The organism is Xenorhabdus thailandensis (genome assembly GCF_037996785.1).
GTDB classification, from domain to species: Bacteria; Pseudomonadota; Gammaproteobacteria; order Enterobacterales; family Enterobacteriaceae; genus Xenorhabdus; species Xenorhabdus griffiniae.
Map to the genome: position 1 here is coordinate 491,231 of NZ_JBBMXF010000007.1, position 18,770 is coordinate 510,000.

Here is an 18,770-nt window from a genome sequence, read left to right on the forward strand (position 1 = left end):
TCCGAATTCAACCAGACGGCCCAAGTTTTTTCGTTAAATAGAATCAAACTGGGCCGAATAGTGTTACCAGGACTGAGTCGCCTTGAAGGATTCCAACAGAGCTTTCAGCTTCGCTTCGATCTCTCCATTGTAATCACCAGACTGGTCAATCTCTTTCAGAAGATCAGCATGTTCACGGTTAGCATATGCCAACAGCGCAGCTTCGAAACTGACCACTTTTGCGATTTCGATATCTTCCAGATAACCACGTTCAGCAGCAAACAGAGACAGAGCCTGCTGTGCAATGGACATCGGCTGATACTGTTTCTGTTTCAACAACTCAGTCACTTTCTGACCATGATCCAACTGCTTACGCGTTGCATCATCCAGATCAGAAGCAAACTGGGAGAATGCCGCCAGTTCACGGTACTGAGCCAGAGCGGTACGAATACCACCAGACAGTTTCTTGATGATCTTAGTCTGAGCAGCACCACCTACACGGGATACGGAAATCCCTGGGTTAACCGCTGGACGGATACCTGAGTTAAACAGAGAAGATTCAAGGAAGATCTGTCCATCTGTGATAGAAATAACGTTTGTTGGTACGAACGCAGAAACGTCACCCGCCTGAGTTTCAATGATTGGCAGCGCAGTCAGAGAACCGGTTTTACCCTTCACTTCACCATGAGTGAATTTTTCAACGTATTCAGCGTTAACACGCGCTGCACGCTCCAGCAAGCGGGAGTGCAAATAGAATACGTCACCAGGGTATGCTTCACGTCCAGGTGGACGACGCAACAACAGGGAAATCTGACGGTATGCTACAGCCTGTTTAGACAGATCATCGTAAACAATCAAGGCATCTTCACCGCGATCACGGAAATATTCACCCATCGCGCAACCAGAGTAAGGTGCCAGATATTGCAGGGCCGCAGATTCAGAAGCGGATGCAACAACAACGATGGTGTTTTCCAGTGCGCCGTGTTCTTCCAATTTACGAACGACGTTAGCAATGGTAGAGGCTTTCTGACCAATCGCAACGTAGACACATTTGATACCAGAATTACGCTGGTTGATAATCGCATCAATAGCCAGAGCAGTTTTACCGGTCTGACGGTCACCGATGATCAGCTCACGCTGGCCACGGCCGATTGGGATCATGGCATCAACAGATTTGTAACCTGTCTGGACAGGCTGGTCAACGGATTGGCGATCGATAACCCCTGGTGCGATAACTTCTACCGGTGAGAAACCGTCGTTCTCAATAGCGCCCTTGCCGTCAATGGGTTCGCCCAGTGTGTTAACAACACGTCCCAGCAAACCACGACCAACAGGCACTTCCAAAATACGGCCAGTACATTTGACTTTCATGCCTTCGGCCAAGTCAGAATACGGACCCATCACAACCGCACCTACAGAGTCGCGCTCCAGGTTCAGTGCAATTGCGTAACGGTTGCCAGGCAGGGAAAGCATTTCACCCTGCATGACATCAGCTAAACCATGGATACGAATGATACCGTCGTTAACGGAAACAATCGTACCTTCATTGTGAGCTTCGCTCACGACATTGAACTGAGCAATACGCTGTTTGATCAGTTCGCTGATTTCGGTGGAATTCAGTTGCATATGCTCCAGTCCCCTTAAGACTGCAAGACGTCTGTTAAACGATCCAGACGGCCACGAATACTGCCATCTATTACCATATCACCCGCACGGAGAATCACACCGGCAATAACAGACTTGTCAATTTTGCAATTCAGCTTCACTTTGCGTGACAGACGTTTTTCCATCGCCGCAGAAATTTTAGCCTGCTGCTGCTCATTCAGTTCGGTCGCAGAAATCACTTCAACATTGATAGTCGATTCAAGTGACGCACGCAATTGGATAAATTGCCGGAAGACTTCTGGCAGTACCAGCAAGCGACCATTTTCTGCCATTACACGAATAAAGTTCTGAGCATGCTCATCAACCTGCTCACCACAAAGGGTGATGAAGGTTTTGGCTAACGTTTCCGGTGCTAATGAACCGGAAAGCAGCTCACCAACCTGCTCGTTGCGAGTAACCTCAGCAATGAACGCCAGCATGTTCTGCCAGTGTTCGAGCGATTGGTGTTCTACAGCAAAGTCAAAAGCTGCTTTGGCGTAGGGGCGAGCTACCGTAGCAAATTCAGACATGCCCCTCCCTCCTTACAGTTCAGCGACCAGTTTATCAACGATGTCGCTGTTAGCAGCTTCATCCACGGAACGTTCGATGATTTTCTCGGCACCTGCGATAGCCAACATCGCAACCTGTTTACGTAACTCTTCACGTGCGCGCTTGCGTTCAGCTTCAATTTCAGCATGAGCTTGCGCCACAATTCTGTTACGTTCCAGCTCTGCTTCTGCTTTCGCATCATCAATAATTTGGGCTTTTTGTTTATTAGCCTGCTCAATGATAACTTGTGCATCAGCTTTCGCTTTTTTCAGTTGGTCGGTCGCATTGGCTTGCGCTAAGTCCAGGTTCTTTTTGGCACGCTCTGCTGAAGCCAAACCGTCAGCAATCTCTTTCTGACGTTTTTCAATGGCCGCCATGATTGGTGGCCATACATACTTCATGCAGAACAAAACAAACAGGACAAACGCTAAGGCCTGGCCGAGGATTGTTGCGTTAATATTCACGACACAATACCTCTATTTCAATTAATGAATTGGCGTAATTTTAAGTTCTGCTATCTTATTAACCGCCAACAGCGAACATCATAAACAAGCCCAGGCCCACAGCAATCATCGGGATGGCGTCAACCAGGCCCATGACGATAAAGAACTGCGTACGCAGCAGAGGAATTAGATCAGGTTGGCGAGCAGCGCCTTCCAGGAATTTACCCCCGAGGATGCCGATACCGATCGCAGCACCGATAGCCGCCAAACCCATCAGAATAGCGGCAGCTATGTACAGCAGATCCATGTTTATATCCATGACAGTCTCCAGTTTGTTTCAAGTTAAAACACAATTATTGATTGATAAAAAATTAATGCTCTTCAGATGCCATCGACAGATAAACAATCGTCAGAACCATGAAAATAAAGGCTTGTAACGTAATAATCAGTATGTGGAAAATCGCCCAAGGCAGGCTGAGTAACCACTGTGCTCCCCACGGTAGAAGGGCCGCAATAAGAATAAAGATCAATTCGCCAGCATACATATTACCAAACAGTCGCAGACCGAGTGATATAGGTTTAGACAGCAAGCTGACCCCTTCCAAGATTAAGTTAATTGGAATAAAGAGTGGATGATTGAAAGGCTGTAATGTCAGCTCCTTCGCAAAACCACGAATTCCTTTCATCTTAATGCTGTAGAACAGAATGAGGACAAAAACACCGAGGGCCATCGACAAAGTGACACTGACGTCTGCGGTTGGAACAATACGCAGCGCAGGCAAGCCGAAGTAGTGTTCACCGATTAGAGGAATTAAATCGATTGGCAGCAAATCCAATGCGTTCATGAGTAACACCCAGACGAACACAGTCAAAGCCAGAGGAGCTATCACTTTGCTCTTGCCGTGATACATATCACGCACGGTGTTATCAACGAAGCCGATTACCATTTCTATTGCAGTCTGAAATTTGCCCGGAACGCCGTCAGTGGCGCGAACCGCGACTCTTCTGAATACAAATAGAAACAACATCCCTAATACGATGGAGAAAAAAAGCGAGTCGATATTTAACGTCCAGAACGTCGGCTCATAACCACTAGCGTGGGGATTGACCAACTCAAAGGTACGCAAGTCCAACTGAAGGTGCTTCAGGTGATGACTTATGTACTCCGAAGTTGAAACTTCTCCTGATGCAGACATGATGCTTTTTACCCTTTTGTTGTTAAAAACGCTAACCGTTCATTACGGCAGGTGCGATGATCTGCACAATCAGCACCGCTAAATAGGCCACACCAAGTGGTGCAAATGCCGCCTTGAACACCCCTAAAGCGACTATCAGCACGGTTATCGTAATGATAACCTTCACCCCTTCGCTAATCGCGAAAAACCATGCAATACGTACTGGAACGCCTTCTTCTTTTACCTTTTGGAAGCGGCTAAGCAGCATAAAAATGGCATTTGGTAGCCAACATGCTAGCCCACCAGCAAAAGCAGAAGCGCCCCACTCTATACTTTTGGTACAAAAAGCTACACTGAGAATAACAAAAGTCATTAACTGCAAAAATAACAGTTTCAGTGCCATTCTACCGCTGTAAAGGGATACAGACATGACTTTTGTTTTCTCCCTGTGGTACACCATCACATATCAGGCTTTGCTGAATGTTGTATAAAACTGGCTTTGCTTAAGAGTGTCAAGTGACAAAAACGTGCAAATTATACGGGCAGCCAAAATGAATTCAATCCATAAGTAGCGAAAAAGTGAATAATTATTTAAATTTCTAACTTTGGTGCTAGATCGCTCACAAATACTATTTAATATTCTGCAATGATTAATGGTATGACCTCTAAATTAAACGTGATATACATCACATTAAACAAAACCCATTAATTATATTTATCATTAAATATGTGATAAAAATATTTTATTTTTTTTATCGAAAATCAAAATATTAATATTACATCTGTGAAGTTTTATCTGATATATCGATAAAAAAGTTTAAATGACTATTTTTTCACTTTCTCTAAAATTTATTTATAAAGAAAATCGATAGCAATCTTTGAAAAGAGAAATTCTACCAATATAAACATTACGTTGGTTTTCTGTAAATCATCAGTAAATAAAGTTGAATCCATGGAAGAGAAGAATTAGTAACGCCCGTTACATTTTAAATGTCGTTGACGTCACTAATTATTTAGATTTTTATTGACAAATAGCAAAGTTAGTTTGACTTAAGTATTACCAGATGACGCTGTTCATCTAACTCTGTGACTTGGAGAGGAACAACCGTGTCGAGCACAATCCCTGTTGGCAATTGAGTCAATTCATCTTCTGGCAGTACACCTTTCAAAGCATAAAAACGCCCTTCACGTGGTTTAGGAAGATGGTTGCACCATGACAGCATATCTTGCAGTGAAGCAAATGCACGGCTAATCACCCCATCAAAAAGAGGTTCAGGAATAAATTCTTCAACCCGACTCTGTACCGGCTCAATATTGGTCAAGCCTAATTCATGTTGAACCTGGCGCAAAAAACGAACGCGTTTTCCCAAACTATCCAATAAAGTGAAATGGGAATCTGGACGTACAATTGCCAGTGGAATGCCTGGCAAGCCAGGGCCAGTTCCAACGTCAATAAAACGCGTTCCATGCAGGAATGGATTAACAACAATGCTATCCATAATATGCCGAACCAACATCTGTTTTGGATCACGGACAGATGTCAGGTTATAAGCCTTGTTCCATTTATTCAGCATATCAACATAGGCAATGAGCTGCTGTTTTTGTAGCAGTGATAACTTAATGTCAGTTTTCGCCAGCAGCGATTCCAATTTGTTAAGCAAAATCTGTCCCCTTAAGCGCTACGACGCAATAGACCTTGTTTTTTCAGCCATACCAGCAAAATAGAAATTGCGGCTGGAGTGATGCCTGAAATCCGCGAAGCCTGGCCAATTGAACTTGGTTTATGGTCATTCAGTTTTGCAATAACTTCATTGGAAAGCCCGCTCACTTGTTGATAATCCAAATCAACAGGTAATGCGGTATTTTCATTACGTAACTGTTTTTCGATCTCTTCTTGCTGACGGGCAATATAGCCTTCATATTTCACTTGAATTTCAACCTGATCCGCAGCCTGAGGCTCAGTCAGCCCAGGTGAAAAACGAGGTAACGACGTTAACAATTCATAATTCATCTCAGGGCGGCGCAGCAAATCTTCACCGTTGGCTTCTTTTGACAGCGGTGTTTTTAGCATCTGGTTGATATCCTCTAAGTTATCAGAGTGAGGATGTACCCAGATATTACGCAGGCGCTGGCGTTCCTGTTCGATCATTTCAAATTTGCGGCAGTAATGTTCCCAACGGAGATCATCTACCAAACCAAGTTGGCGGCCTTGTTCAGTCAGTCGAAGATCCGCATTGTCTTCACGCAGCATCAAACGATATTCAGCACGGGAGGTGAACATGCGGTAAGGCTCTTTAGTGCCAAGTGTGCATAGATCATCGACCAAGACGCCAATATAAGCCTGATCACGGCGTGGGAACCAACCTTCTTCACCATAAGCATAGCGTGCTGCGTTAAGACCAGCCAGTAATCCTTGCGCTGCTGCTTCTTCATACCCAGTAGTACCATTGATCTGACCAGCAAAGAACAGACCGTGAATAAATTTACTTTCCAGTGTTTGTTTTAAATCACGTGGATCGAAAAAGTCGTATTCGATCGCATAGCCAGGGCGAATAATACGGGCATTTTCCATGCCTTTCATGGAGTGAACAATTTGCATCTGAACATCAAATGGCAAACTGGTAGAAATACCATTTGGATAGATTTCGTTACTGGTCAATCCTTCGGGTTCCAGGAAGATCTGGTGAGCGTTACGATCCGCAAAACGCATAACTTTGTCTTCGATGGAAGGACAATAACGAGGGCCGATCCCTTCAATGATCCCCGCATACATTGGACTGCGATCCAAGTTATTGCGGATCACTTCATGGGTTTTTTCATTGGTATGTGTGATATAGCACGGGATCTGCCGTGGGTGTTGATCGACATTACCCATGAATGAAAATACAGGTGTCGGGTTATCACCTAGTTGTTGTTCAAGCTGGCTAAAATCAATGGTACGTGCATCAATGCGAGGTGGTGTGCCTGTTTTCAAGCGAGCTACGCGCAGAGGCAGTTCACGTAAACGATGGGACAATGAGATCGCAGGAGGATCACCTGCTCGTCCTCCACTGTAGTTTTCTAATCCGATGTGAATTTTTCCATCAAGGAAAGTTCCTACTGTCAGGACTACAGATTTAGCTTTAAATTTCAATCCCATACGAGTAACAACACCGGTAACAGTGTCGTTTTCAACAATGAGATCTTCAACGGGTTGCTGGAAGATCATTAAGTTAGGTTGATTTTCCAGTGCTGTTCTTACAGCTTGTCGGTAAAGTACTCGATCCGCTTGTGCTCGTGTTGCTCGAACAGCTGGGCCTTTGCTGGCATTGAGTGTTCTAAACTGAATACCGGCTTGATCCGTGGCTTTTGCCATTAGGCCACCAAGTGCATCGATCTCTTTTACCAGATGCCCTTTACCGATCCCACCAATGGCTGGATTACATGACATCTGGCCCAAAGTATCAATATTGTGAGTCAGTAGTAAGGTTTGACGCCCCATACGTGCGGAGGCCATCGCCGCTTCAGTACCGGCATGACCCCCGCCGATAATGATGACGTCAAAGTGATCTGGATAAAACATGTGCGAACCTTCAATAGTGAGAATGCTTCATATGCATCAGGGAGAGAATTCTACTCAAGTTTGGACCTCAGACCAAGAGGTGAGAGATCATCATTCTTTAAAATAAGATCTTTTTATTTAAAGATCTCTTTATTGGATCTTTTATTAGGATCACGATCATCTGTGGATAAGTGGATTTTCCATATAAAGATCATAATGCTGTAAAGGATCATTTGCTGTGAATGATCCGTGATCCAGCTCAGGATAAGCTGGGATCTAAAAGCCTAGTTATTCACAGCCACTCGATTTAAACTCAGTTGTTAAATGGATAACTACGGGTTAACCCCTGCTTTTCAGACAAGTTATCCACAGCTGATCGTTATATTTTTAATCGGATCAGAGTAACTTTGCCCACTCTTTGACCCATTCTTCAGCCGGATCTTCGGGAATTTCATGTTGCAGAATGTCGATTTCCAATCGATCGCCGATCCGTTTTGCTCCGTGATCTTCCAATAAACGTTCCAGTGATCTTATCGCGCCACAGAAGGTGTCATATTCGGAACTGCCGATACCAACGGCACCAAATGTGATATTACTGAGATCCGGTTGCTGTTGGGTGATCTCATCTGCCAGAGGCTGGAGATTATCAGGTAAGTCCCCTGCCCCATGAGTGGAAGTGATCACAAGCCATAATCCTTCAAGTGGAAGATCTTCCAATGAGGGACCATGAAATATCTCTGTTGAAAAGCCATCATTTTCTAAGATCTCAGCGATATGTTCAGCAACGTATTCGGCGCTACCCATTGTGCTGCCACTGATTAAGGTTATTGTGCTCATCATGATCCTTGCTAAATTAAAGAATAACTATTGTACGTAGTGAATCTACTGGGATCTACCTGTGGATAATGTGGTTAACTGATTTTTTGCTTTAAGGTTTTATTGTCCTCATTATCGGATTTTGCAGGGAGATCAACGTTTCTGTTGACTGGATTTCGTCAATCGTCTGGATCTTGTTGATAAGTACATCTTGAAGAGCTTCAATGGATCGGCACATGACTTTAATGAAAATGCTGTAGTGCCCTGTGGTGTAGTAAACTTCAACGACTTCATCAAGCATATCGAGTTTCTTCAATGCTGCCGGATAGTCTTTGGCGCTTTTCAATATGATGCCGATAAAGCAGCACACATCAAACCCCAGTTGTTTGGCGCTGATATCGACTCGAGTCCCCGTAATGATCCCTGATTGTTTCATTTTTTCTACGCGGACATGAATGGTTCCCGGGCTTACTGCGAATTTTTTGGCTAATTCTGCGTAAGGTGTACGTGCGTTCTCCATTAAAGCGTGAAGTATGTCACGGTCTAAATTATCGATCTGATAAATTTCCGCCATTTTTAACCCCTGTTTTTGAATAATATTCATTTTTATAGTGTAAAAATTATCATTTATAAATCTTATACAATATTTTTATTATCAGATATTGAATTTGTACCTCATTTTGTTGCTTAATCTATATCAACGGGTCACAGGGCTACTAAAAATTTTGAGAGTTGCATCATGAAAACATCCTTTATTGAAAAACAACAGCAGATTAGTTTTGTTAAATCATACTTTTCCCGTCTGTTAGAGAAAAAACTTGGCTTAATCGAAGTTCAAGGTCCTATTTTGAGCCGTCTTGGTGATGGTACTCAGGACAACTTATCTGGCCATGAAAAAGCAGTTCAGGTGAAAGTGAAAACGTTGCCGGACGACACCTTTGAAGTGGTTCATTCTCTGGCGAAATGGAAACGTAAGACATTAGGTCGCTTTGGTTTTCAATCTGAACAAGGATTGTATACTCACATGAAAGCTCTGCGTCCTGATGAAGATCGCTTGACACCTATCCACTCTGTCTTTGTTGATCAGTGGGATTGGGAAAAAGTGATGGGTGAAGGTCAGCGTTCACTCGACTATTTAAAACAGACAGTAGGTAAAATCTACGAAGCAATAAAAGAAACACAACAAGCGGTAAGTAAGGAATTTGGTCTGGCACCGTTCCTGCCAGATCAAATTCACTTTATCCACAGTGAAGAGCTTCTGAAACGTTACCCTGGTCTGGATGCGAAAGGTCGTGAACGTGAGGCTGCCAAAGAGTTTGGTGCTATTTTCCTGATGGGGATTGGCGGTAAGTTGTCTGATGATCAGGCTCACGATGTACGTGCGCCGGATTATGACGATTGGACTACACCAAACTGTGATGGCTTCTTTGGTTTAAACGGTGACATTATTGTTTGGAACCCAGTTTTACAAGATGCCTTTGAAATATCTTCTATGGGTATCCGTGTTGATGCAGAGACGTTAAAACGTCAGCTGGCACTGACTGGTGATGAAGATCGTCTGCAATATGATTGGCACCAGGCTCTGATCAAGGGAGATATGCCACAATCTATCGGTGGTGGTATCGGGCAATCCCGTTTGGTGATGTTGCTGCTGCAAATGGCACATATCGGTCAGGTTCAGTGCGGTGTTTGGTCACCTGAGATCATTGAATCCGTTGAAGGTGTACTGTAAGTTTTAATTGCGCCACTTTCTTCGTAAACGGCTTGTAAGCCCGGTATCAAAACGCCAGATATGGTCGAATATCTGCATAATATCGGGCTTGCCATAGTGGGAAAGGGAGACCGCATGGAAGCGGTGTTGTTGATGCTGTTGCAGATTTTTTATCTGATGGATTAGGGAGCCTGGCAAGCGTTGGGCAATGAAATCTGAAATAACAACAGCATCAGCATCTTCCCAACTATTTTCTTGCATTTTTTCAACAGTGGCATTTAAGCAAGATGCCAGATCGGTTCCCCCCCTAAAGGTTTGCCCCAGAAAATGCATGGCTTGGGTGAACCCATCCGGTGATGTTAAGTCATAATGAATAAGTTGTGTTGAAAACAACATAATATGACAATGACGATTATCCGCTAGTGCAATACGCATCAAAGCCAGACAGAATGCTTTTGCACACTGTTCATTAAACCCCCCCATTGAGCCGGATGTATCAACACAAACCATAAATGGTCCCCGAGGCTGTTTTTCATTGTGGTAGTGTGTCATGGGTTTGAGTGTGGTTTTGGCTTGCCAGTTGTCCCCTTGCAGGCGATACGATAGTAATTTTTTCTCCACCAGCCGCCGATAAAATTCGTATTCCAACTCTTCAATACCCAGCATAGCCATCTCGGTAGGTAATAACCTTAAGATATCGTCGCTTTGCCTAATTCCGCTAATTTGCTCAGGTATTGTATCTGGCACTCTTTCAAGTCGGGTAAATGGTTCCAGGATGGGGTTTTCTTTAGGAATTGCTTTTGCTGTCTGACTGCGGCCAAGTAATTGTGCTAGTTTTTCCAGCTCAGCTTGCTGTTCAAGAAAGTCAGCATAACGGGTAAATAGTTGTATATTTTTCGTGGTTAGGTGAAGTTGTCCTTTACTCATATCCCATAATCGTCCTGCTGCGTGATCATTGTGATCAAATATGGGATCAAGAGTGCCACTGAGTGTTAATCGTTTCTGGATCTCTGCAAGGAGTTGCTCTTTTTCTTGTTCTAATAGTGTGTTGTTAAATGCCGTCGCTTGCAGGATCAAGCTGAGGTGCCAGCGTTGGATAAACAGTATTTGTCCTGAAGAGGTGTATTCAGAGAATGCTTTGGATAGTGTATCGGCTTCTTTGGTAAAGGGAGATTCGAGTTGTTGAAGTTTCTCTACGATGTTAGGTAACTGCTGATAGAATTCTGTCGTGTTAATTGTCTGTATATATTGGTATAACTGAAACTCTTCGGCCAATGGGGCGGGGATCGGCGTCTCTTTTATTTTTTGCCGCAATATTTGCTGCCATGCAGGAAGATCTTGCATAAATGCTTGTCTAAGTCTTGGATGTTTTTCAAAGAAAATAACTAACTGAGGGGCACTTAGCAGTATCAAGATGATCTCTTCGATCAGCTCCCCTTCATTGACAGAGAGCAAGAGATCAAGTGTGGCTAGTGTTAACATATTTTTATTCCATTTTTGATCTTAATTGTTTCTGCTTTTCAGTTAATAGCAGGAAACTCTGTTCAATGTTGGCAAGCCAATGTTCTTCGACAAATAAACAGGGTTGATGTTGGTTGAATAAATTACGTTGTCGTTGAATTTCATCACCGATGGATATCAGCTTTTCATGCCATTCTGTATCGGTGTTTTTGGCGGGGTCAGATAGGCAGAGAACAGCGCTATTACGGCTAATATCCAGTACTGTAAGCTGGTTCTTTTCATTAATTTCTGCCGTGATAGTTTGAGGAAAACCAATGCCATTTAAACAAGCAGAGAGTTCTCCTGTATTATTTTTTAAGGTATTTTCCAGTGATTTTTTATCTATTTCGATGAAATTGACTTCAATATTATGCATGTGCAATGAAGGATGTAAAAACAGGATCAGTTTTTCATCTGCAATATTTTCAGGCAGTGAATAGGAAGCCTTGCGGCCAAGTAGAGAAGATTTGGCGACTAATTGCAGGGGATGGTCATTTTCGTTTTGGTTGGACTGTACCCATTGTTGGTATAGCTTCTCTGTTTTTTGCATGAGGGAATGTTGTCGATAAGCCTGTTCTGTCAATAAGACATGCAAAAATTGGGACAAGAGTTTTAAGCTATTCAAGTCGTGCCATAGGCAATCTTTTAACAGCACGATATCTAACGGAGATATCTCATTTCTGCCACTGAAAAAGGCACTGGCTTGCAGTAAACGGATGGATTTTTTCCAACGGCGATCTGAGACATCAGCCGTACTTCCAGTCGCATTTAATTGTTGGCGTAATTGATAAATCAGTTCGAAGATATGATCTGGTAGGGATATTTGATTGATCTTGTTTTGCCATTGCTGGAATTCATCATCGGTGATTTGAATATGGGCAGGTACAGGATTGTCATTTTCATTGTTTCGGTCAGTCAGCAAAGCTCGAAAATTTTTCTTTTCCTGGATCTTGTCTAGCCAGAGTCGGATCAACATGCGATCGTAAAGTGCTTCCAGACTGCTATCACTCTCTGGGAGTTCATTGGATGCGGTAACCAATAAACGCATCGGTAGCTGTTCTTCCTGGTTGCCATTTCTGAATTTCTTTTCATTAATCGCGGTGAGTAACGTATTCAAAATGGCGGGACCTGCTTTCCAAATTTCATCTAAAAAAACGATTTCGGCTTCGGGCAAATACCCTTCGGTAAGGCGCTGGTAACGTCCTTCATCTTTGAGTGCTTGAATGGAAAGGGGACCAAAGATCTCTTCTGGGGTGGAAAAACGGGTCATCAGGTACTCAAAAGCGTGGGCGTTTTGAAACGCAAACTTGAGCCGACGTGCGATAAGGCTTTTAGCTATTCCTGGTGGCCCAAGAAGAAAAATACTCTCTCCACATAAAGCGGCCAGCAGGCACAGGCGAATGGCTTGCCGTCGTTCATATAGCCCACTTTCTAGATACTGACTTAATAGGGATATTTTCTCGACCAATCGCATAGTATTTATACCAAGGCTGAATAGTTACTTGCCTTTATTTATAGATAAAATTCACTCTATGCAAAGATTTTGGTGATAATTTATTAAGTTTAGTGGTGTGTTTTAAAAAATCGATTCAGCTTAACTTATTCAATAAGTTAGTTTTTTTCTGTTTATTATCACCTTCTTAAACGTTTCAATGATGATCACATTTTCGTATTAATCATGTTGTCTTTGGTCGTTAGCTTTATATGATGACCTCTTAGCGAAACGTTTCGCTAAGAGGCTTATAAAAAAGAAAACTATCCCATTATCTACCCAAAGAATTGATTTAGCGCTAACCCAGGGAACACCAGATCTGTCTTCAATGTTGTTATTTAGAAAGTACAAATTGAAGCAGCCATTTTGGCTGCTTCAATTATTGAACCCAATCAGCAAATACATGAGCAAATCATCAAATGTGTTGCTGCTTTCGAAATGCAACAGGGAAACGCAATTGCGATAAAGTATGTCAGTCATAGCATTCTGAAAGAGAAAAGAGTCACTTTCTGAGGTTATTATGAAGCCATTACTGGAGTTAAAGGGAATTGACAAGGCTTTTCCTGGGGTAAAAGCTTTGTCAGGCGCTGCACTACGAGTTTATCCCGGGAAAGTGATGGCGTTAGTCGGCGAAAACGGTGCCGGCAAGTCTACGATGATGAAAGTTTTGACCGGTATTTATACAAAAGATGCTGGCACGATCCGCTATCTTGGGCAAGATGTAGCTTTCTCTGGCCCCAAATCCTCTCTGGAATCGGGTATTGGCATTATTCATCAAGAATTAAACCTCATTCCTCAACTAACGATCGCTGAAAACATTTTTTTGGGTCGTGAATTCGTCAATAAATTGGGTTTTATCAACTGGAAAAAAATGTATGAAGAAGCCGATAACTTGCTGAGGAGACTAAATATTTTTTACAGCAGCCATCGGCTTGTTTCTGAATTGTCCATTGGTGAGCAACAAATGGTAGAAATTGCCAAGGTACTGAGTTTCCAATCCAGAGTCATCATTATGGATGAACCTACAGATGCCTTGACGGATACCGAAACTGAATCCTTGTTTCATGTCATACGGGAACTGAAAGCACAAGGATGTGGCATTGTCTATATTTCCCATCGCTTGAAAGAACTTTTTAAAATTTGTGATGATGTGACGGTATTGCGTGATGGCCAATTTATTGGTGAACAGCCTGTCAATGCTCTGAATGAAGAGCGATTGATTGAAATGATGGTGGGGCGCAAGCTTGGTGAGCAATACCCTCGCTTGGTTCTACCGCGTGGTAAAAAGCGGTTAGAGATTAGAAACCTGTCTGGCTCTGGGATCAAAAATGTCAGTTTTTCCCTGTATAGCGGCGAGATTTTGGGAATATCTGGTTTGATGGGCGCTGGTCGTACTGAGTTGATGAAGGTTATATACGGGGCATTGTCGAAAACTGAAGGTCAGATCTTGCTGGATGGAAACCTCCTAACTATCCGAAATCCACAAGAAGGAATGGCTAATGGTATTGTCTACATCTCAGAAGATCGTAAGCGTGATGGATTAGTCTTGAGCATGTCTGTTAAAGAGAATATGTCTCTAACCTTTTTGCCTTTTTTCAGTAAAAATTTCTATCGCTTGCACCATTTGGCGGAAAAAAAGTCCGTTGCTGATTTTATCAAGTTGTTCAATATCAAAACTCCCTCTATGGAACAACCTATTAGTTTGCTTTCTGGTGGTAATCAACAAAAAGAGGCTATTGCCCGTGGGTTGATGACTTGTCCAAAAGTCTTAATCCTTGATGAGCCAACCCGAGGCGTAGATGTCGGGGCAAAAAAAGAAATCTATCAGTTTATCAACCAGTTTAAAAAAGAAGGCTTGAGCATCATTTTGGTTTCTTCTGAGATGTCTGAAGTGATGGGAATGAGTGACCGTATTCTGGTTATGCATGAAGGAAGTATTAGTGGGGAATTTAATGCGAACGAGGTTTCTCAGGAAGAGTTGATGGCCGCTGCTTTTGGCAAGTAGTTCATAGGTACATAATCTACAGGCATATAATTTATCGACAAACAAAACTACAGTGAATTAAAAGAAAATGGTCAAGGGAATCGATATGAATTCTAATACAGGGTCAGCCTCCCGACGTTGGTTTACGAAAACATGGTTGATGGAACAAAAATCACTTATTGCATTATTAACGCTGATTGCGGTTGTTTCTTTTTTAGTCCCAACTTTTTCACATTGAATAACCTCTTTAACATCCTTCAGCAAACATCTGTTAATGCAATCATAGCTGTGGGAATGACATTGGTGATCTTGACTGCGGGGATTGATTTATCTGTCGGTTCCCTGTTGGCACTGACAGGAGCAATAGCTGCATCAATGGTAGGTAGTGATGTTAATGCATTAGTGGCTGTTGCTTGTGCATTGACACTGGGAGCAGCTGTTGGGGCGTGTACTGGCGTTATTGTTGCAAAAGGCAAAGTTCAGGCATTTATTGCAACATTGGTCATGATGTTGTTATTGCGTGGTATCACCCGTGTTTATACCGATGGTAGCCCGATAAATACAGGTTTCAGTGAAAATGCAGATCTATTTGTCTGGTTTGGTATTGGCCATCCATTGGGAGTACCGACTCCCGTCTGGATTATGCTGATTACTTTTGTTGTTGCATGGTTCATCCTCTACCATACGCGCCTTGGTCGTTATATTTACGCTTTAGGTGGGAACGAACTTGCAACACGTTTATCAGGTATTAACGTTGATAAAATAAAAATAATCGTTTATTCCCTATGTGGTTTATTGGCAGCATTGGCCAGCATTATCGAAGTTGCACGATTATCTTCTGCTCAACCGATGGCTGGGAGTGGTTATGAGTTAGATGCTATTGCTGCTGTTGTACTGGGAGGTACCAGTCTGGCAGGAGGTAGAGGACGGATTGTTGGCACACTGATTGGTGCGCTGATTTTAGGCTTTTTAAATAATGGATTGAACTTATTAGGTATTTCTTCCAATTACCAGATGATCGTCAAGGCAGTTGTTATTTTACTGGCGGTTTTGGTTGATAACAAAAGCAGTAAATAATCTCTCTCACCCTACAGGAAAAAATAATATGAAAATGAAGAAGCTGGTAACCATTCTCTCTGTCATAGCATTGAGTGCCACTATAAGTGCTAATGCACTGGCGAAAGATAGCATAGCATTGGTTATTTCAACCCTGAATAACCCTTTCTTTGTCACAATGAAAGATAGTGCACAAAAAGAGGCTGATAAGCTGGGATATAACTTGATTGTACTTGATTCTCAGGATAATCCAGCAAAAGAATTGGCCAATGTGCAGGATTTGACGGTTCGTGGCATAAAATTGATGTTAATTAACCCAACCGATTCGGATGCCGTTGGTAATGCAGTGATCATGGCAAATAAGGCGAATATTCCGGTTATTACTCTTGATCGCTCAGCGTATAAGGGCAATGTTATTAGCTATATTGCTTCTGACAGCCGTTTAGGCGCCAAAATGGCAGCTGATTTTATTGCCAAGAAATTAGGTAATAATGTCAAGGTCATTCAATTAGAAGGTATTCCAGGAACTTCAGGTGCACGTGAACGTGGTGAAGGTTTTGGTCAGGCAGCCCAAGAGCACAAATTCAATATGTTGGCTAGTCAGCCCGCTGATTATGATCGTACAAAGGGGATGAATGTCATGCAAAACTTACTGACAGCTCACCCGTCAGTACAAGCTGTTTTCGCTCAAAATGATGAAATGGCTCTTGGTGCATTGCGAGCATTGCAGGCAGCCGGTAAAGAAAATGTGTTGGTTGTCGGATTTGATGGCACTGACGATGCTCTTAAGGCTGTACAGAGTGGTAAATTGGGAGCAACGATCGCACAGCGTCCGGATCAAATGGGTATCATCGGCGTTCAGGCTGCGGACAAAGTGCTAAAAGGTGAAAAAGTAGATGTCATCATTCCGGTTGAGCTGGAATTAGTTGTGAAGAAATAAATTAACCTTATTTATGCAGCCATTAGCTTTAATGATTGCATGATTTTCACACAGGAACAAATGTCATGAGTATGGCAAAACTGGTTGTGATGGGTAGCATCAATGTAGATCACATATTGAATCTCAACTCTTTTCCTCAACCAGGGGAAACAGTGAGGGGAGAACAGTATAAGGTTGCCTTTGGAGGAAAAGGCGCAAATCAGGCCGTTGCTGCTGGTCGCTGTGGTGCGGACATTATATTTATCGCTTGTGTTGGCCAAGATGATGTTGGCATACGTGTTTGCCAACAGTTGGCAAAAGATAACATTAATACTTCCTCAATTGAGGTGATTGAAGGAGAAACAACGGGCGTTGCTCTGATTTTTGTCAACCGGCAGGGTGAGAATATTATTGGTATTAATGCAGGGGCGAATGGGAGATTAACTCCTGATTATTTCCTTCGTCATGATCAAGTTGTCAAAGAAGCTGATGCATTGTTATTGCAGCTTGAAACGCCATTGGAAACCGTACAACTTGCTGCTGAAACGGCCAAGAAGCATCATGCCAAAGTGATCTTGAATCCAGCGCCTGCACAGAAAATCTCGGATCGATTGCTTTCGCTGGTAGATATTATTACGCCGAATGAAACCGAAGCCGAGTATTTGACTGGCATCGCCGTAAAAGATGATGTTGGAGCGGAAGAAGCCTCGCAGGTTTTACATGATAAAGGTATAGAAACAGTCATTATCACATTGGGTAGTCGAGGCGTATGGCTGAGTGAAAAAGGCAAGGAAGGTAAAATTGTTCCAGGGTTTAAAGTAAAAGCAATCGACACAATTGCTGCTGGGGATACATTTAATGGCGCTTTGGTAACGGGATTACTGGAAGGAAAAGAAATGTTGTTGGCGATCCGCTTTGCTCATGCTGCAGCTGCGATTGCCGTTACGCGTCAGGGGGCACAGCCTGCGGTTCCGTGGCGGAATGAAATTGATGCATTTCTATCTGAACAGGATTAATCGTGACTACCATGAAGGACGTTGCTCGTCTGGCGGGTGTATCAACATCAACGGTTTCTCATGTGATTAATGGCAATCGTTATGTCAGTGAAAGCGTGAAAAAGAAGGTCAATGCAGCTATTGAGGAATTGAATTATGCACCGTCTGCTTTGGCAAGGAGCTTGAAAGTCAAGCAAACTAAAACTATTGGTATGTTGATTACGGCCAGTGATAACTCTTTTTATTCCGAAGTTGTCAGAAGTGTCGAAAACAATTGTTACGAACGGGGATATAGTTTAATTCTGTGTAATACTGAGGGTAGTGTTACCCGTATGATTCGCAGTATGGAAATACTATTGCAAAAACGTGTCGATGGCCTTCTGATTATGAGTTCCGAACATAAATTGCTATCCAAAGATTTTCTATTGCGATACCCGCTAGTGCCAATAGTGACATTGGATTGGTCTCCTTTTGATGCCTCTAGTGATGTTATTAAAGATAACTCTCTGTTCGGAGGCGAATTAGCCACATCTTATTTGATTAATCGTGGGTTTCGCAAAATTGCCTGTATCGCAGGCTCACAGAATACATCTCTTTCTCGTCAGCGTCTGGCTGGATATCGAAAAGCAATGAGAAATGCTCAGCTTGAGATCCCCGATGGTTATGAAATCCACAGTGATTATGAATTTGCGGGAGGATTGTTATCAATGAAAAAACTCCTCCAATTACCTGAAATTCCCGAAGCAGTTTTTGCGGGAAATGATGCTATGGCGATTGGCGTTTATCAGGCTTTATATCAGGTAGGGCTTGCTATTCCTAGAGATATTTCTGTCATTGGATATGATAATATTGCTATAGCTTCCTATTTAACCCCTCCTTTGACGACAATTCATCAACCAAAAGATGAGTTAGGTAAGTTAGCTATAGATATGCTGCTCTATCGAATGGATAATCCAGATAGTGAAC

General features: G+C 42.8%; 18 protein-coding genes and 1 pseudogene (1 of these 19 cut by a window edge). 7 read left to right on the top strand and 12 right to left on the bottom strand.

What is annotated here, in order from left to right; genetic code table 11:
• Positions 1-63: 63 nt before the first annotated feature.
• The 10 genes from atpA to asnC form a co-directional block, all read right to left on the bottom strand.
• On the bottom strand, positions 64-1,605 hold the full coding sequence (gene atpA, locus AAC853_RS04825) for a F0F1 ATP synthase subunit alpha (protein ID WP_273560246.1): 1,542 nt from the start codon (positions 1,603-1,605) through the stop codon (positions 64-66).
• A 14-nt stretch (positions 1,606-1,619) separates the two neighbouring features.
• Positions 1,620-2,153 carry a F0F1 ATP synthase subunit delta gene (gene atpH / locus AAC853_RS04830; RefSeq protein ID WP_189758980.1) on the bottom strand — a complete coding sequence of 178 codons (534 nt, stop codon included), beginning with the start codon at positions 2,151-2,153 and terminating at the stop codon, positions 1,620-1,622.
• A gap of 12 nt (positions 2,154-2,165) precedes the next feature.
• The gene (gene atpF / locus AAC853_RS04835; RefSeq protein ID WP_047770880.1) at positions 2,166-2,636 is read right to left on the bottom strand and encodes a F0F1 ATP synthase subunit B; all 471 of its coding nucleotides are present in this window, start codon (positions 2,634-2,636) and stop codon (positions 2,166-2,168) included.
• 58 nt (positions 2,637-2,694) lie between these two features.
• On the bottom strand, positions 2,695-2,934 hold the full coding sequence (gene atpE, locus AAC853_RS04840; protein ID WP_045967711.1) for a F0F1 ATP synthase subunit C: 240 nt from the start codon (positions 2,932-2,934) through the stop codon (positions 2,695-2,697).
• A 52-nt stretch (positions 2,935-2,986) separates the two neighbouring features.
• Positions 2,987-3,811 carry a F0F1 ATP synthase subunit A gene (gene atpB, locus AAC853_RS04845; RefSeq protein WP_273560242.1) on the bottom strand — a complete coding sequence of 275 codons (825 nt, stop codon included), beginning with the start codon at positions 3,809-3,811 and terminating at the stop codon, positions 2,987-2,989.
• Between the two features lie 31 nt (positions 3,812-3,842).
• Complete coding sequence (gene atpI / locus AAC853_RS04850) at positions 3,843-4,220, bottom strand: F0F1 ATP synthase subunit I (RefSeq protein WP_273560240.1); 378 nt, start codon at positions 4,218-4,220, stop codon at positions 3,843-3,845.
• A gap of 610 nt (positions 4,221-4,830) precedes the next feature.
• The gene (gene rsmG, locus AAC853_RS04855; RefSeq protein WP_189758977.1) at positions 4,831-5,451 is read right to left on the bottom strand and encodes a 16S rRNA (guanine(527)-N(7))-methyltransferase RsmG; all 621 of its coding nucleotides are present in this window, start codon (positions 5,449-5,451) and stop codon (positions 4,831-4,833) included.
• Positions 5,452-5,462: 11 nt separating this feature from the next.
• Positions 5,463-7,352, bottom strand: a complete 1,890-nt coding sequence (gene mnmG / locus AAC853_RS04860; RefSeq protein ID WP_340613832.1) for a tRNA uridine-5-carboxymethylaminomethyl(34) synthesis enzyme MnmG — start codon at positions 7,350-7,352, stop codon at positions 5,463-5,465.
• Between the two features lie 375 nt (positions 7,353-7,727).
• Positions 7,728-8,168 carry an FMN-binding protein MioC gene (gene mioC, locus AAC853_RS04865; protein ID WP_338883925.1) on the bottom strand — a complete coding sequence of 147 codons (441 nt, stop codon included), beginning with the start codon at positions 8,166-8,168 and terminating at the stop codon, positions 7,728-7,730.
• A 91-nt stretch (positions 8,169-8,259) separates the two neighbouring features.
• Positions 8,260-8,721, bottom strand: a complete 462-nt coding sequence (asnC, locus tag AAC853_RS04870; protein ID WP_074018962.1) for a transcriptional regulator AsnC — start codon at positions 8,719-8,721, stop codon at positions 8,260-8,262.
• Between the two features lie 165 nt (positions 8,722-8,886).
• Between asnC and asnA the strand changes: the two genes are divergently transcribed.
• The gene (gene asnA / locus AAC853_RS04875) at positions 8,887-9,879 is read left to right on the top strand and encodes an aspartate--ammonia ligase (protein WP_189758975.1); all 993 of its coding nucleotides are present in this window, start codon (positions 8,887-8,889) and stop codon (positions 9,877-9,879) included.
• Between the two features lie 3 nt (positions 9,880-9,882).
• Here asnA and viaA read toward each other — a convergent pair whose 3' ends face one another.
• Entirely contained in the window at positions 9,883-11,340 is a 1,458-nt protein-coding gene (gene viaA, locus AAC853_RS04880; protein ID WP_338883926.1) for an ATPase RavA stimulator ViaA, read from the bottom strand.
• 4 nt (positions 11,341-11,344) lie between these two features.
• Entirely contained in the window at positions 11,345-12,832 is a 1,488-nt protein-coding gene (ravA, locus tag AAC853_RS04885; RefSeq protein ID WP_340613833.1) for an ATPase RavA, read from the bottom strand.
• Between the two features lie 384 nt (positions 12,833-13,216).
• Here ravA and AAC853_RS04890 point away from each other — a divergent pair, with 384 nt between their 5' ends.
• The 6 genes and pseudogenes from AAC853_RS04890 to rbsR all read left to right on the top strand — a co-directional run.
• On the top strand, positions 13,217-13,363 hold the full coding sequence (locus tag AAC853_RS04890) for a hypothetical protein (protein ID WP_340613834.1): 147 nt from the start codon (positions 13,217-13,219) through the stop codon (positions 13,361-13,363).
• Positions 13,364-13,370: 7 nt separating this feature from the next.
• On the top strand, positions 13,371-14,855 hold the full coding sequence (rbsA, locus tag AAC853_RS04895) for a ribose ABC transporter ATP-binding protein RbsA (protein ID WP_338883929.1): 1,485 nt from the start codon (positions 13,371-13,373) through the stop codon (positions 14,853-14,855).
• Between the two features lie 85 nt (positions 14,856-14,940).
• Positions 14,941-15,911 (top strand): annotated as a pseudogene (gene rbsC / locus AAC853_RS04900) (ribose ABC transporter permease).
• 28 nt (positions 15,912-15,939) lie between these two features.
• On the top strand, positions 15,940-16,830 hold the full coding sequence (gene rbsB, locus AAC853_RS04905; protein WP_340613835.1) for a ribose ABC transporter substrate-binding protein RbsB: 891 nt from the start codon (positions 15,940-15,942) through the stop codon (positions 16,828-16,830).
• Positions 16,831-16,895: 65 nt separating this feature from the next.
• Entirely contained in the window at positions 16,896-17,825 is a 930-nt protein-coding gene (gene rbsK, locus AAC853_RS04910; RefSeq protein ID WP_340613836.1) for a ribokinase, read from the top strand.
• Between the two features lie 2 nt (positions 17,826-17,827).
• Positions 17,828-18,770, top strand: partial view of a ribose operon transcriptional repressor RbsR gene (gene rbsR, locus AAC853_RS04915; protein WP_340613837.1) — the 5' portion only. Its footprint extends 59 nt past the window's final position; 943 of the gene's 1,002 nt are visible here — the first part of the coding sequence; its start codon is at positions 17,828-17,830; its stop codon lies off the right edge, out of view.

What these genes read in the sequence shown, in the direction of transcription:
- viaA (WP_338883926.1), bottom strand. Translation starts at nt 11,340, where the DNA reads ATGTTAACACTAGCCACACTTGATCTCTTGCTCTCTGTCAATGAAGGG.
- atpI (WP_273560240.1), bottom strand. Translation starts at nt 4,220, where the DNA reads ATGTCTGTATCCCTTTACAGCGGTAGAATGGCACTGAAACTGTTATTT.
- mnmG (WP_340613832.1), bottom strand. Translation starts at nt 7,352, where the DNA reads ATGTTTTATCCAGATCACTTTGACGTCATCATTATCGGCGGGGGTCAT.
- ravA (WP_340613833.1), bottom strand. Translation starts at nt 12,832, where the DNA reads ATGCGATTGGTCGAGAAAATATCCCTATTAAGTCAGTATCTAGAAAGT.
- atpE (WP_045967711.1), bottom strand. Translation starts at nt 2,934, where the DNA reads ATGGATATAAACATGGATCTGCTGTACATAGCTGCCGCTATTCTGATG.
- mioC (WP_338883925.1), bottom strand. Translation starts at nt 8,168, where the DNA reads ATGAGCACAATAACCTTAATCAGTGGCAGCACAATGGGTAGCGCCGAA.
- asnC (WP_074018962.1), bottom strand. Translation starts at nt 8,721, where the DNA reads ATGGCGGAAATTTATCAGATCGATAATTTAGACCGTGACATACTTCAC.
- rbsB (WP_340613835.1), top strand. Translation starts at nt 15,940, where the DNA reads ATGAAAATGAAGAAGCTGGTAACCATTCTCTCTGTCATAGCATTGAGT.
- asnA (WP_189758975.1), top strand. Translation starts at nt 8,887, where the DNA reads ATGAAAACATCCTTTATTGAAAAACAACAGCAGATTAGTTTTGTTAAA.
- atpB (WP_273560242.1), bottom strand. Translation starts at nt 3,811, where the DNA reads ATGTCTGCATCAGGAGAAGTTTCAACTTCGGAGTACATAAGTCATCAC.
- atpH (WP_189758980.1), bottom strand. Translation starts at nt 2,153, where the DNA reads ATGTCTGAATTTGCTACGGTAGCTCGCCCCTACGCCAAAGCAGCTTTT.
- atpA (WP_273560246.1), bottom strand. Translation starts at nt 1,605, where the DNA reads ATGCAACTGAATTCCACCGAAATCAGCGAACTGATCAAACAGCGTATT.
- rbsK (WP_340613836.1), top strand. Translation starts at nt 16,896, where the DNA reads ATGAGTATGGCAAAACTGGTTGTGATGGGTAGCATCAATGTAGATCAC.
- rbsA (WP_338883929.1), top strand. Translation starts at nt 13,371, where the DNA reads ATGAAGCCATTACTGGAGTTAAAGGGAATTGACAAGGCTTTTCCTGGG.